At 71.3% G+C, this 13,518-nt stretch carries 10 protein-coding genes; 7 read left to right on the forward strand and 3 right to left on the reverse strand.

The genetic code is table 11. The features are described from left to right. Window positions 1-5: 5 nt before the first annotated feature. Window positions 6-1,364, reverse strand: a complete 1,359-nt coding sequence (locus tag TBR22_RS06010) for an amidohydrolase family protein (RefSeq protein WP_239492055.1) — start codon at window positions 1,362-1,364, stop codon at window positions 6-8. Between the two features lie 59 nt (window positions 1,365-1,423). Continuing rightward, window positions 1,424-2,707, reverse strand: a complete 1,284-nt coding sequence (locus TBR22_RS06015) for an MFS transporter (protein WP_239492056.1) — start codon at window positions 2,705-2,707, stop codon at window positions 1,424-1,426. 75 nt (window positions 2,708-2,782) lie between these two features. Here TBR22_RS06015 and TBR22_RS06020 point away from each other — a divergent pair, with 75 nt between their 5' ends. The 5 genes from TBR22_RS06020 (at window position 2,783) to TBR22_RS06040 (ending at window position 8,809) form a co-directional block, all read left to right on the forward strand. Then, entirely contained in the window at window positions 2,783-4,471 is a 1,689-nt protein-coding gene (locus tag TBR22_RS06020; protein WP_239492057.1) for an alkaline phosphatase family protein, read from the forward strand. After that, window positions 4,468-4,881 (forward strand): alternative ribosome rescue aminoacyl-tRNA hydrolase ArfB, encoded by a 414-nt coding sequence (arfB, locus tag TBR22_RS06025; protein ID WP_239492058.1) that lies wholly within the window; start codon window positions 4,468-4,470, stop codon window positions 4,879-4,881. Before TBR22_RS06020 ends, arfB begins: the two co-directional genes overlap by 4 nt. A 476-nt stretch (window positions 4,882-5,357) precedes the next feature. Beyond that, a complete protein-coding gene (locus tag TBR22_RS06030; protein ID WP_239492059.1) occupies window positions 5,358-6,233 on the forward strand; it encodes a hypothetical protein in 876 nt (291 codons plus the stop codon). 8 nt (window positions 6,234-6,241) lie between these two features. Continuing rightward, a complete protein-coding gene (locus tag TBR22_RS06035; RefSeq protein WP_239492060.1) occupies window positions 6,242-7,858 on the forward strand; it encodes an FAD-binding oxidoreductase in 1,617 nt (538 codons plus the stop codon). Between the two features lie 240 nt (window positions 7,859-8,098). Next, window positions 8,099-8,809 carry a PEP-CTERM sorting domain-containing protein gene (locus tag TBR22_RS06040; RefSeq protein ID WP_239492061.1) on the forward strand — a complete coding sequence of 237 codons (711 nt, stop codon included), beginning with the start codon at window positions 8,099-8,101 and terminating at the stop codon, window positions 8,807-8,809. Window positions 8,810-8,942: 133 nt separating this feature from the next. Here TBR22_RS06040 and TBR22_RS06045 read toward each other — a convergent pair whose 3' ends face one another. Then, the gene (locus TBR22_RS06045) at window positions 8,943-10,151 is read right to left on the reverse strand and encodes an amidohydrolase family protein (protein WP_239492062.1); all 1,209 of its coding nucleotides are present in this window, start codon (window positions 10,149-10,151) and stop codon (window positions 8,943-8,945) included. 114 nt (window positions 10,152-10,265) lie between these two features. Between TBR22_RS06045 and TBR22_RS06050 the strand changes: the two genes are divergently transcribed. Together TBR22_RS06050 and TBR22_RS06055 are read left to right on the forward strand one after the other, a co-directional pair. Then, entirely contained in the window at window positions 10,266-12,815 is a 2,550-nt protein-coding gene (locus TBR22_RS06050) for a serine/threonine-protein kinase (protein ID WP_239492063.1), read from the forward strand. Between the two features lies 1 nt (window position 12,816). Continuing rightward, window positions 12,817-13,392, forward strand: coding sequence for an ECF-type sigma factor (locus TBR22_RS06055; RefSeq protein WP_239492064.1), 576 nt, complete (start codon window positions 12,817-12,819; stop codon window positions 13,390-13,392). Window positions 13,393-13,518: the final 126 nt, after the last annotated feature.

Raw genomic sequence — 13,518 nt, forward strand, 5'->3', positions numbered from 1 at the left:
CGCCATCACCGCGTGCGGAGCCGGCCCAGGTCGACGGGCCGGCCCGCAGCCACCACGGTGTGAACCCGGCGGATGGCTGCGATCTCGCGCGTCGGATCGCCCTCCACCACCACGACGTCGGCAGCCGCGCCCGGCCGGATCGCGCCCAGGTCGGCGGCTCCGCGTCCGAGGAACGCGGCGCCCTCGCGCGTCGCGGCGCGGAGGGCCTGCGCGGGCGTCAGGCCCGAGTCCACGAGCAGTTCCAGTTCACGCCACGGCGCCTCGCCTCGTCCGGCGTGCGGCACCTCCGTGTGCCCGCCCATCACCAGGCGCGCCCCGTGCATGTGCAGCCGCCGCACCAGCGCCTGCATCTTCGCAAAGCCCTCGGCGCGCCTGGCCGGCGTGAGCGCGCTGCCGCGTGGTGCGGCGTCGTCGGGCCGTGCCTCGAACACCGCGAGCGTCGCGTCGACGAACGGCCGCGTGCGCTCGACGACCTCGTACAGGCGCCTGGCCTGCGGCCCATCGAGATCGGCTTCGGCGAACAGGGCGTACCGTCCGTCGCGCCGCGCGTCGTTGTCGGCCAGCACTGCCTGGCGGTAGCGCTCAGCGGCCATCGGGGCCGCCACGCTCGTGCCGAAGGAGGTCACGTGCTCCACGCCGGTGAGCCCTGCCTCGAGCAGCAGCCGGGCGTCGAGGATCTCGAGGTGGGCCGTGCTCGGCACCCCGTGCAGCCGACAGGCCTCGATCGCGGCGACTGCCGCGCCCATGGGCAGGCGGAAGTAGAGCTTGATGGCCGTCGCGCCCTCGCGGACCGCGCGGGCCACCTGCCGCCGCGCTTCCTCGCCGTCGCGCACGACGACCGAATCCTCGGGGTAGGCGGGACGCTCGCCGTCGAGGTGCGGGCCGGTGAGGAAGAGACGGGGGCCGGGGAGGCCTTCGGACGCGATGAGGGCGCGCAGCGGCGCGTGCATCTCCATCCACTCGCCCGGGTCGCGGAAGGCGGTGACGCCGTGTGCCAACTGCCTCAGCGCGAGCGCGGGATCGGACTCGATGTGGTAGTGGCAGTCCACCAGCCCAGGAAGGATCGTCCCATCGTCGACCCGCGTGACCGCGGCGCCAGCCGGAACGGGCACGCTCGCCGCGGGCCCCGCGGCGACGACCCGCCCGCCGCGCAGCAGGACGCGGGCGCCGCCGGTGACGGCCAGGCGGGTCCCGTCGAAGAGCCGGGGCGCCTCGAGCACGGTCGTCGTGCCTGACGATGGCTGGGCCTGCGCCACCACGGTGCGCCACGCGCCTGCGGTGAGCGTGGCCGCGCACCCCACGAGCAGGTGTCGCCGTGACACGCGCAGGGCCCCGGCGGGTTGTGGTCTCGATGATGTCTTCATGGCGATGCCGTCACGTGCGATTCGTCAAACGTCAAACGTCAAACGTCAAACGTCAAACGTCAGACCTCCCGCACCACGCCGGCGCGGGTCGCCGCCGTGTTGCGCACCAGCAGCAGCATCGCCGCGACGGCCACCAGCGGCAGGATGCTCGCGCCGACCAGGATCGGCGCGAACGAGTGGCGATCCGACACCCACCCGGTGATCGCGATCGCGGTGATCGTGCCGAGGCCGGCGCCGGTGCCGCCGAGGCCGCTCACCGAGGCCACCGAGGCGGGCGCGAACAGGTCGGCGGGCAGGTTCAGGATGACGGTCGAGAACGCCGCATACGCAAAGGTCGACACCGCGAAGCAGGCGATGATCGCCGGCAGCGAGTCGACCCAGATGGTGGGCACCAGGAGCGTCATGCCGAGGCCGCCGAAGACGCCAATCGCCTTGCGTGCCGCCCCCACCGACCACCCGCGCGCGATCAGCCGGCTCGAGACCCCGCCGCCGAAGAAGTTGCCCGCGTCGGCCGCCAGGAACGGCACCCAGAAGGCCAGCAGGCCTTCCTCCATGCTGAAGCCCCGGCTCACCAGGTAGATCGCGAACCAGTCGGTGATGAAGAACCACACCGGGTCGGTGAAGGTCTTGGAGACGACGTAGCCCCATGTCTGCGGCAGGCGCAGCAGCGTCGCGTAGGGGAGCGCGGCACCAGTGGCGTGCTCGGCCGCGTCGGTCTCCTGATCCTGTCGCAACATCTCCCGCTCCTCGTCGGTGATGCGTGGATGCTCGGCCGGCGAGCGGTAGACCGTGAGGAAGATCGCCAGCCAGAGGAAGCCGAGCGCGCCGGTCACCAGGAACGCGGGTCGCCAACTGCCGAAGCTCGCATACAGGCTCAGCACGATGAAGGGGGCGAGCGCCGCACCGACCGAGGAGCCGCTGTCGAAGAGCGCGACGGCCCAGCCCGATTCGCGCCGCGGGAACCACTCGGACACCGCCTTGGTGGCCCCCGGCCAGTTGCCCGCCTCGCCGAGGCCCAGGGCGAACCGGGCGGCCATGAACGAGCCCAGGCCCGTGGCCAGCGACGTCGCCATGGCGGCCACCGAGTACCAGGCGACGCCCAGGGCCAGGCCGGTGCGCGTGCCCAGTCGGTCGATCACCCGTCCGGCGACCGTCTGGCCGACCGAGTAGGCGACCCGGAAGGCGATGAGGATCCAGGAGAAGTGCCAGTTGTCCCAGCCGTAGGTCTCCTTCAGCGTCGGGGCGAGCACGCTGAGGGTCTGCCGGTCGATGTAGTTGATGACGGTCGAGAGGAACAGCAGCCCGCCGATGTACCACCGTAGTCCACGCACGCGACGCGCCACCCGGTTCCTCCGCGAAAGGGTCTCCGTCAGGGAAAGCGCGTGAAGCTTACCGCACGCGGGCATATGCTTGGAGGGATGTCCGCCCGGGTGCCCTCCCTGCTGTCACGCGCCGCAGCCGCGGCGCTCGTCCTCCTGTCGGTCGCTGCGCCCCGCGCGCAGGCGCCCACCGCCCCGCAGGCGCGTCGCCAGGACGGTCCCCCGGTCCGGCTGGTGCTGCTCATCGCCGTCGACCAGTTCCGGCCCGACTACCTGACGCGGTTCGGGCCGCCGTCGGCCGGCTTCCGCACCCTGATGACCCGCGGGGCCGTCTTCACCGCCGCCTACCTCGAGCACGGCATCACGGTGACGGCCGTCGGGCACTCGACGATGCTGACCGGCGCCACGCCGTCGGTGAGCGGCATCATCGAGAACGCCTGGTACGAGCGCTCGACCAAAACGACGGTCGAGAGCATCACCGACCGGAACGCGCCCATCGTCGGCGGGGACGCGGCGGCCGGCGTCGGGGCGTCACCACGGCGCCTGCTCGTGCCGACGCTCGGCGACCAGATGAAGATGGCCTCCGATCAGCCGGTCGGCGCGCCCGGCGCGCCGCGCGTCATCGGCGTCTCGCTGAAGGACCGCAGCGCGATCCTGACCGCCGGACACGCCGCCGATGCGGCGTACTTCTTCCGCGGCGGGCGGTTCGTCACCAGTGCCTACTACCGCGCCGACCTGCCGGCCTGGGTTCAGGCCGTCAATGCCAGGCGCATCCAGGACAGCTACGCCCGCAAGGTCTGGACCTTCGAGGGCGGGGCGCGTAACTACCCGACCGAGCCTGGGCCGAGGCTCGACGCCGCCGTGGCCGCCAGCCCGGCGGGCAACGAACTCGTGCTGGCGATGGCCACCGCCGCGCTCGAGCACGAGCAACTCGGCCAGCGCGGGGTTACCGACGTGCTGACGGTCAGTTTCTCGTCCAACGACTCGGTGGGCCACACCTACGGTCCTGAGTCGCCGGAGGTCCGCGACATCACGCGGCAGACCGACAAGCAGGTCCAGCGCCTGCTCGACGAGGTCGAGCGCCGGGTCGGCCTCTCGCGCACCCTCGTGGCCTTCACGGCCGACCACGGTGTCGCCCCCTTGCCCGAGGCGCTCGCCGCCCGGCGCATCCCGGGCGGCCGTTTTCCCGTTGCGACAGTCACCGAGGCCATCGAGGCGGCCCTCGACGGCAAGTACGGCGCCGCGCAGTGGATCGAGAAGGCCTCCCTGCCCAACGTGTACCTCGATGCCGCGGTGATCGCGCAGCGCGGGGCCGACGCCACCGAGGTGCGGCGGGTGGCGGCGGACGCGGCCTCTGCCGTCCCGCACGTCGCCCGCGTCTACACGCGTGACGCGATCCTGACCGGCGCCGTTCCGAGGGATCTGGCGTCTGAACGCATCACCCGTGGCTACCACCGGGATCGCTCCGGCGACCTCCATGTGCTGCTCGAACCCCACTGGATCACCGCCGCGGCAGGCACGACGCACGGCACGCCCTACGGCTACGACGCGCACATCCCGCTGATCCTCATGGGGCCGGGCGTGCAGGCAGGGACGTACCGCGACCACGCCACCCTCCTCGACCTGGCGCCCACCCTCGCCGCCCTCGTCGACGTCGAGCCACCGGCCGCCTCGGTGGGCCGGGTCCTGACCGAGGCGCTCGTCAGGCCGGTCCCCGGACGAGGCTCCCAGGTGCACACCACCAGCGGGCGACCCTCGCCCGCTGCAGCGACGGCAGGCGAGCCGTGATCGCCGTCGCCGACGGCATCGTCCTCCACGAGGCCGACCTCGAGGAGCGGTTCGTCCGCGCGTCGGGGCCCGGCGGCCAGAACGTCAACAAGGTCGCGACGGCCGTCCAGCTGCGCGTCGACGTCGGCGCGACGGGGCTGCCGGCTGGCGTGAAGGCGCGGCTGCTCCGACTCGGCGGCAGTCGGGTGACCACCGAGGGCGTGCTCGTCATCGAGGCCCGGGAGTACCGCACCCAGGCACAGAACCGTGCGGCGGCGCGGGAGCGCCTCCGCGTGCTGCTCGAGATGGCAGCCACCCCGCCCCGGCCGCGGACGGCCACCCGGCCGACGCGCGCCTCGAAGCAGCGCCGCCTCGACGCCAAGCAGAAGCGCGGCGAGATCAAGCGGGCGCGCCGCGACGTCGACGACTGATTCGCTGAAGTTCCCGCTTACGTGTTGACGCCGGAGCGACAGCTCGCGTCACGCCGCCGACGATTTCGTGATCGACGGCGCGTTGGCGGCCCTCGACGGGCGCCTTCGAGCTGACAGTCTTTGCTCATCAGCTGGGCGCCGCGTCGGGTTGATGGTCGGTACTTCCGTCCGCTGTTGTTTCACTACGCAACACTCGGTCGCTCCAGAGGCGCCAGGGAACGGTCCTCAGGCACCCGCCACACACGAAATTGCACCGGTCCGTGTGGTCGAGCCGCGTAATCCCTCGAGACATGTGTCTTGGCCTGATGCTTGCTAAATCAAGGTGCAGGGTTCGCCTCGTGCTGAACCCTTCCTGAACGGCAAGCTCTCCCATCCCTCCCCCCGCGACCGCGACTGGCGGCATGTGTGGGGATCTGTGTGACAGGAGGGGCGCCAGCCCGGGGAGGGAGACGCGGCGGACCGGGAGTTCGTGCCTGATGCGGCTGCCTGCCACCGATCCGACCCTCGCCCGCCCCGACACCCTGGTGCTGCTTGCGCCTGCCGCGACGCTGGTGCCCGCTGCCTTCGAGGAGGTCGACGTCGACGCGGCGCGCCACGCCGCGTTGCTCACCGGCGTCCAGCGCCTGCGGGGGGCCACCTATCTCCGCGACGGCGCCATCAGCGAGCAGCAACTCACAGACGGGTGCCACGTCCAGGGTGCCGACGACGCGAGCTGGCACGTGGTGTCGGTGCATGCCGACGGGCGGGTGATGGCATGCGCTCGATTCCGGGTCCATGCCGCCGACTCCGCGCCGGAGTCCCTCGGCGTCTGGTCGTCGGCCCTGGCGCGCAGCGCGGCGTGGTCGGGCCGCCTGCGCGTCGCCATCGAGAGCGACATGACCCTGGCCCGGCTGCGAGGTCTCGTGTACGCCGAGGTCGGGGGATGGGCGGTGGCCGAGGAGTGGCGCTGCAGCACGCAAGCGGCGACCACGGCGCTCTCCACGTATGCGCTCGCCGAGGCCCTCGGCGGCTGCATCGGCATCACCACGGCCACCGTGCGACACTGCTCGGCCCGCATCCTGAGGAAGCTCGGCGGGCGTGCCCTCGAGGCCGATGGCACGTCGCTGCCGTCGTACTTCGACCCGCAGTACGGCTGCGAGATGGAGATCCTGCGTTTCGACTCGCGCACACCGGGTCGCAAGTACGATCTGCACGTGGCGAGACTGGCGCGGACCCTTCGCACCCTGCCCGTCGTCTGCGCCACGCCGGGCGTCCGTGTGGCCGCGGGGGCGTCGCGCAGGCTCGAGACCCTTGCGGCCCTCGCCGATGGGCACGTTCCTTGCTTCGTGCAGGGAGGTCTTGCCACCGCCTGAGCCTGTGCATGTCCACGCCCTCTGCCGACGTCTCTGACGTCGTCTGCGACGACTTCCGCGCCATCGTCGGCCCGGACAACGTTGTCGCCGAGGGAGACGAGACACGGGCCGCCTCGACCGCCACCTTCGCGACGACGGCGCGCGTGCCGCTCATCGTGCGTCCCGGGTCGCGTGACGAGGTCCAGGCGTGTGTGCGCGCGGCCATGGCCCACGGCCTCGCCCTGTACCCCATCAGCAGCGGCCTCAACTGGGGGTATGGGTCCCGCGTGCCGGCCTCCGACGGCAACGTGCTGTTGGACCTGCGGCGCATGCAGCGCATCGTCGACTTCAGTGAGACGCTCGGATACGTGACGCTCGAGCCGGGGGTCACGCAGCAGCAGCTCTTCCGGTTCCTGCAGGACAGCGGGTCGCGACTCTGGATGGACGCGACGGGCACCAGTCCTTCGGCCAGCCTCATCGGCAACGTCATGGAGCGGGGGTTCGGCCACACCCCGTACGGTGATCACTTCGCGCACGTCTGCGCGATCGAGGCGGTGCTCGGGGACGGGTCGGTGGTCGACACGGGATTCGCTCGTTTCGGAGCCACGCCGAACGCGCCCATCTATCGCTGGGGACAGGGGCCGGTCCTCGACGGGCTGTTCACGCAGTCCAACCTCGGCATCGTGACGCGCATGACCATCTGGCTGATGCCAGCGCCCGAATGCTTCGAGGCGTATTTCTTCCGGCTGCCCAGGCCGGGTGACCTCGGCCGCGCGATCGATGCGCTCCGGCCGCTGAAGCTCTCGGGCACGCTGCGCAGTGCCGTGCACATCGGCAACGACTACAAGGTGCTGAACGGGCTTGGCCAGTATCCGTGGTCCGAGATGCAGGGACGCACCCCGATCATGCCGCGCGACATGGAGGCATTCCGCCAGCGCCTGCGCATCGGGCTGTGGAATGGCTCCGGAGGCCTCTACGGCACGCGTGCCCAGGTGCGCGAGGCCCGCCGCCTGGTGCGCAGGCACCTGTCGGGCATCGCCGATCGCCTCGAGTTCCTCGACGATCGGCGGCTCGCCCTCGCGCGGCGCTTCGCCGGCCTCTGGGGCCGCGTGACGGGCTGGGATCTGTCGGCGACCCTCACGATGCTCGGCCCGGTGTATGGGCTGATGCGCGGCGTCCCGACCGACCACCCGCTGGCGAGTGCCTACTGGCGCAAGCGCACGCCGCCGCCGGCGCAGATGGACCCTGATCGCGACCGGTGCGGCCTGCTGTGGTGCGCACCCGTCGCCCCCATGGAAGGCGGGCACGCCGAGCGACTCGTGGCGATCGCCTCGGACGTGCTCCTGTCCTACGGCTTCGAGCCGTTGATTTCCATCACCCTGGTCACCGAGCGGGCGATCACGTGCGTGGTGTCGATCAGCTTCGACCGCGACGTGCCCGGCGAGGACGCGCGTGCGCTCTCCTGCTACCACGCGCTCTTCGACGCGTTGCACGACGCCGGCTATCACGCGTACCGACTCGGGCTCCCGGCGATGCCACGCGAGGCGGCGCACGACAGCGCCCGCCACCTGCTCGACACGCTCAAGCGCGCCTGCGATCCGCACGACGTGATTGCGCCTGGTCGATACGGGCTGGGACGCCGCTGATCGAGGCCGGCCGTGTCGTGCCCGCAGTGAGCATTGTCGGACATGGCGTAGCGAGCTTGTACACGGGAGCTGCCGTGCTTTCCGACTCGAGCGTGGATGCGACGAGCGAGATTGCTCCGGAAGTGCTGCGGGTGTGGTGACGCTCGAAGGAGCGATGTGGTCGGCCCGCAACGTGCAAAAGGTCAGGCCGGTTCTGGCCCCTCCGCATGAGGCTGATGAGGGGCACTGAAAGGGATCGACATGAAACACGTGTTGGCAGCAGCAGTGCTCGGCGCACTGATCAGCAGTGGCGTGGCCCAGGCGGCGCCGTTGCAGGGGCAGTTCCGGATTGACGGCAGTGACTACGACGTCAGGGTGGGACTCGACTACATCGACTTCGGGCCGTTCCTGCCGATCACCACGGGGCGCTTCGAGGTGACCACGGCGACGCTCGACTTCGCTGGCCTCGACGAGGGGACGATCAAGGACCTGATCGCGCTCGGCGTCGGGTCGGTGATGCTGGACGACTTCGTGGAGTTCGACGGCAAGGAAGCCTGGAACTTCACGTTGACCGACATCTACCCGGGTGTGGGCACGCCGGCCGGCTGCAACAACACGCCTGGCTCGCTGTGCACGCCGCTCCTGCCGCCCACCTTCGAGCCCTCACCGTTCACGCTGCTGAACCTCAACCCGAACGGGTCGTCCGTGTCGCTGTCGGTCGGCGGGTACGTGACCAACGAGCTGGGTGAAGTCAGCCTCTGGAGCGGCAAGTTCACGTCGCAGCTCGACCAGCTCTCGTCCGGACAGGCCCTCGGCCGCATCCTCGACGACGAGTTCGGCTACGTGCAGTCGTCGTGGTCGGCCGAGTTCACGGTCACCCCTGATGACACGCCGGTGCCCGAGCCGGCCAGCATGATCCTCACGGGCCTCGCGATGTCGGCGATGGCCGTGGTCCTGCGGCGCCGCCGCTAGCCCCTCGCGCGTCGATCGCCGTGTCGATCGACGGCGACACCGTCAACGGCCGCGGCTGGGCCGGTCCGCATGTGACCGGTCGAGCGGCGGCCGTTCGGCGTTTCCGCCGAGGCGTCGAGTGTCCGGGCCCCGGCTACTTCGGCCAGCCCGACTGCGGCAGGCCGGGGGCCACCTTCAGGGCATTGGCGTAGTAGATCTTCCGCAGCACCGGGTCGGGCAGCTGCATGCCGTACAGCTTCCAGAAGGCGTGATACCCGCGGTAGTAGTCGAAGTACTCGTCGCCGGTCTCGAAGACGCGCCAGTAGTACGGGTACTCGCTGGTCTCGTACGCGTCCTTGCCGAAGAGGATGCGGTCCTGGTACTTCACGAAGAACTCGCGCGCCGCGCGAGGCGCCCGCCCGAACTCGTACAGCACCGCCGACACCTCGGGGTACACGTTGGGCATCCTGTCCAGCGCGGCAGCCGCGCGCTCGAGGTCGTGACCCCAGTAGCCGAAATGCGCCGCGATGTAGCGGGTCTTCGGATTGGCCGCGAACATCCGGTCGCGCTCGGCGAGCAGTTCCTCGAAGGTGGGCTGGCCGGGGGCGTTGTTGCGGCGGCTCGGGAAGAGCGCCAGCTCGAGCCAGCGCTCGTTCTTGTAATCCATCGGCGAGAAGAACTCCATCGGCTCGGCCGTATGGATGATCACCGGGATGTTCAGCCGCGCACAGGCCTGCCAGACGGGGTTCAACGCCGGGTCGTCGATCTTCAGACGGCTGCCGTCGGCGGCCTTGGCCGTGAGCCCGAGGTTCTTGAAGATCTTCAGTCCGATCGCGCCCGCCTTCACTGACGCCTCGAGGTCGGCGACGGCCTTGTCGGCCCAGCCTGGCGCACCGGCGCCATCCCAGGCGACGTTGGCGAACACGCGGAAGCGATCGGCGTGCGGCGTGCCGCGGTAGACGGCCACCTTCTGCGCGATCGCGTCGGGGCTGGTGCCCCCGCTCAGGTTGACGAGCACGCGGATGTTCAGCGCATCGAGTTCGCCCACCAGCCGCGCCATCGTCTCCGGTGTGGGGCCGGTGTGCGAGTGGATGTCCACGACCGGGAACTTCGCCTTCGGGACCTGATGCTGCCTGGTCACCAGCGTCGACCGCGGGCGGTAGTCGAGGATGCTCGGGGGCGGGAACTCCGGCTTCTGGCACCGGCCGGGCCGGACCTCGGTGGTGCCTGGCGGGCACTCGCCGTTGGCATCGGGCGGCACCGACGGCGGCCCGCCGCCGCGTGGCTGCGCCACGACGCCGAGGGTCACGGCAACCAGGGTGAGGGCGATGAAGCCGACGAGGGGAGGACGGGCCTTGGGCATGGGCTGCAACTGTACTCCTCGCTCCCCTAGAACGACGAGCAGGTCCGTCCCGTTGACCGCCGTGATGGCGCCCGTCCCGCATCTGTGCGTATCCTTGGCTGCCGCGACATGGGCATGGACGACAGGTGGCCTGAGGTCCGTCGCCTCTTCCAGGAGGCATCCGAACGCGAAGGCGCGCAACGGGACGCGTTCCTGTCGACTGTCCCCGACGGGCCGGTCCTGCACGAGGTCAGGTCGTTGCTCGCTTGGCACGCGCCCGACACCGGTTTCCTCGAAACGCCCGCCATCACCTCGTGGCCATCGGCGCAGGCCCCCGCGCCGGAGTCGCTGGTCGGCAGCGCCATCGGCCCCTGGCGCATCGTCGGCCAGATTGGCGCCGGCGGCATGGGCGTGGTCTATCGCGCCGTGCGCGCCGACGCCGCATTCGAGCGGGAGGTCGCGCTCAAGGTCGTCGGGGCGCTGGGCCACTCGCCGGCCGGGATCGAGCGGTTCCTCCTGGAGCGCGAGACCCTGGCCCGCCTGGACCATCCGGCGATTGCGCGGCTACTCGATGGCGGCACCACGCCTGGCGGCTCGCCGTACTTCGTGATGGAACTGGTCGACGGCGTGCCCGTCGACCGCTACTGCGACGAGCAGCGGCAGACGATCGAGCAACGGCTCGACGTCTTCCTCCGGATCTGTCGCGGCGTGCAGTACGCGCACCGGAACCTCGTGGTCCATCGCGACCTCAAGCCGGACAACATCCTGGTGCTCGCCGACGGTTCGCCGAAGCTGCTCGATTTCGGCGTCGCCAAGCTGCTCGCCGGTGCGCGGCCGCTCACCGGCGACGACGCGGTGGCAGCGTCGACCTGGGCGCTGACTCCCGACTTCGCGAGTCCGGAGCAGGTCAATGGCGGCCTGGTCACGACCGCGTCCGATGTCTACGCGCTCGGCGTGATCCTGCACCTGCTGCTCACGGGTCTGCCGCCGTATCGCCTTGGCACCGACACGCGGCCGGCGCTGGCGGCCACCCTCGCGGGCATCCGCCTCGCGGTGCCGAGCAGCCGCACGGGTGATGGCGACGCGGACGCCCGCGCCGCGCGTCGTCAGCTGAGGCCACGGGCCCTCGCGCGGCGACTGGCGGGTGACCTCGACGCGATCACGTTGCGCGCGCTGGCCGCCGATCCGGTCCAGCGCTACCAGACGGTCGACCAGCTGATAGACGACCTGCAGCGTCACTGTCAGAAGCGGCCCGTCCACGCGCGTCCGCGGACGCCGATCTACGTCGCGCGCCGCTTTGTCCGGCGCCACCGTGCCGGCGTGGCCGCGAGTGTCGCGGCGCTCGTGCTCGGTGCGGTCGGAGTCGGCGCGATCGTCCGGCAGTCGGCGATTGCACGCGAGGCGCAGGCGAGGGCCGAGGCCCGTTTCAGCGACCTGCGGGCCATGACTCGGGTGTTCATGTTCGACGTGCACGACGCGATCCTCACGGTCCCCGGGACGACCGAGGCACGCGCACTGATGGTTCGGACGGCCATGCAGTACCTCGAGCGGCTGGCGGCCGAGGCTGCCCCCGATCCGTCGTTGCGCAGGGAGTTGGCGGCCGGGTTCGTGAAGGTCGGCGACGCGCAGGGGAATCCATCGGGGCCCAACCTCGGTGATTCCGCGGGAGCTCGTGTCAGTTATGCGCGGGCCATCGACATCGCGGGCGCGCTGGTCGAGGCCGATGGCCACGATCTCGACGCGGCGCGCACCCTGGCGTTGGCTCATCGCCGATTGGCCGACGTGCTGGCGTGGATGGGCGACAAGGGCGCCGCGCTCACCCATGCCGAGGCGTCGGCGGCGCGGTTCACGCGCATCGCCGCCCTGCCCGGCGTGACGGCCGAGGATCGCCTGCAGGCCGTGATCGGGCAGATCAAGATGGGCGACCTGCTCGGCAACCCGAACCTGCCCAACCTCGGGCGTCCGGATGCAGCCATGGCGCAGTACGACAGGTCCCTGGTCGCCCTGCGCGCGCTCCTTGCCGCGACCCCGGCGGACCCTCGTGTGCGGCGCTACGTCGGGCTGACGTACGAACGGATTGGCTCGATCCACCAACTGGCGTCGCGTTGGCCCGACGCGGCCGTCGCCTACCGGGAGTCGTTCGCGATCCGGGAGTCGCTGGCCACGGCTGCTCCGGTGCATGTGGAGATCCAGCGCGACCTCGCGATCGCCTACGAGAAGCTCGCCAACGTCGAGCAGCGCATGGGGCATCCCGAGGCGGCGGTGACCTACGCACGGGGCGCGCTCGGGCGCTTCCAGCGGTTGGCGACGCTCGATGCCGCAAATGCCAACGCGGCGCGCAGCGTGGCAATCAGCCACGAGCACCTCGCCGACTTCCTGCTGGACCTCGGCCGGCCGCAGGACGCAGCGGTCGAACTCCGGGCGGCGCTCTCCACGCACCGGCAGCTGGCCGCGAGCGATGCAGCCAACGCCCAGGCGCCGTGCGACGCGGCACGCGTGGGTGATCGGGTCGGTGACCTTCTCGGCAACGGCCTGCCGACGCCTGGCGCGTGCGCCGCGTGGCGTGACGCCGAGCGGTTGCGTCGCAGCCCCGCCGCCGGCGGGTGCGGTGCCTCCGGGGATGCCGCCACATCCATCGCCGGACGTCTGGCCAGGTGCGGCGGGGCGGCCGGCGGGGCGCGCTGACGTGACGGATCGTGAGGAGGTGGCGCGCCTGCTCGACGAGAGCGCTGCGGGTCACGAAGATGCGGCCGCGCGCCTCTTCCCGATCGTGTACGACCAACTGCGCCGCCTCGCCGCTGCGGCGCTGCGTCGCGAGCGCGCCGACCACACGCTGCAGCCGACCGCGCTCGTCCACGAGGCCTTCCTGCGGCTCGTCGACATCCCCGAAGCGCGGTGGAGTAACCGGGGCCACTTCGTCGCCATTGCAGCGCGCGCGATGCGACGGGTACTCGTGGACCACGCGCGCGGCCGCAGCGCGCTCAAGCGCCGCAGCGCCGAGGTCCGCGTGCCCCTCGACGACGTGGACGTGCCCTCCGGGCCGGCCGGCGACGTCGATCTCGTGGCGCTCGACGAGGCCCTTGCGCGGCTTGCCTCGGTCGATGAGCGCCAGGCCCGCATCGTCGAACTGCGGTTCTTCGGTGGCCTCACGGTCGAAGAGACTGCCGTCCTCATGGGATCGTCCCCCCGCACCGTGAAGCGTGACTGGCACATGGCTCGTGCCTGGCTGCGTCGCGAGCTCGCGCGTCTCGAACCCCGCTGAGTGCCCGCGCGCCCAGCGCGCGCCCCCGAGGATTCGCTCTCTCTCGGCCGAACGCGCCGCGCCGCGTCCCTCGTGCGCGCGCGCCGCCCGGGCACGCGGCCTCCGCGAGACCCTCTCGGCCGCTGG

It is taken from the genome of Luteitalea sp. TBR-22 (assembly GCF_016865485.1).
Classification (GTDB): domain Bacteria; phylum Acidobacteriota; class Vicinamibacteria; order Vicinamibacterales; family Vicinamibacteraceae; genus Luteitalea.

Coding starts and splice junctions, on each gene's coding strand:
- TBR22_RS06010 (WP_239492055.1), bottom strand. CDS start 1,364: ATGAAGACATCATCGAGACCACAACCCGCCGGGGCCCTGCGCGTGTCA.
- TBR22_RS06020 (WP_239492057.1), top strand. CDS start 2,783: ATGTCCGCCCGGGTGCCCTCCCTGCTGTCACGCGCCGCAGCCGCGGCG.
- TBR22_RS06030 (WP_239492059.1), top strand. CDS start 5,358: ATGCGGCTGCCTGCCACCGATCCGACCCTCGCCCGCCCCGACACCCTG.
- TBR22_RS06035 (WP_239492060.1), top strand. CDS start 6,242: ATGTCCACGCCCTCTGCCGACGTCTCTGACGTCGTCTGCGACGACTTC.
- TBR22_RS06040 (WP_239492061.1), top strand. CDS start 8,099: ATGAAACACGTGTTGGCAGCAGCAGTGCTCGGCGCACTGATCAGCAGT.
- TBR22_RS06045 (WP_239492062.1), bottom strand. CDS start 10,151: ATGCCCAAGGCCCGTCCTCCCCTCGTCGGCTTCATCGCCCTCACCCTG.
- TBR22_RS06050 (WP_239492063.1), top strand. CDS start 10,266: ATGGACGACAGGTGGCCTGAGGTCCGTCGCCTCTTCCAGGAGGCATCC.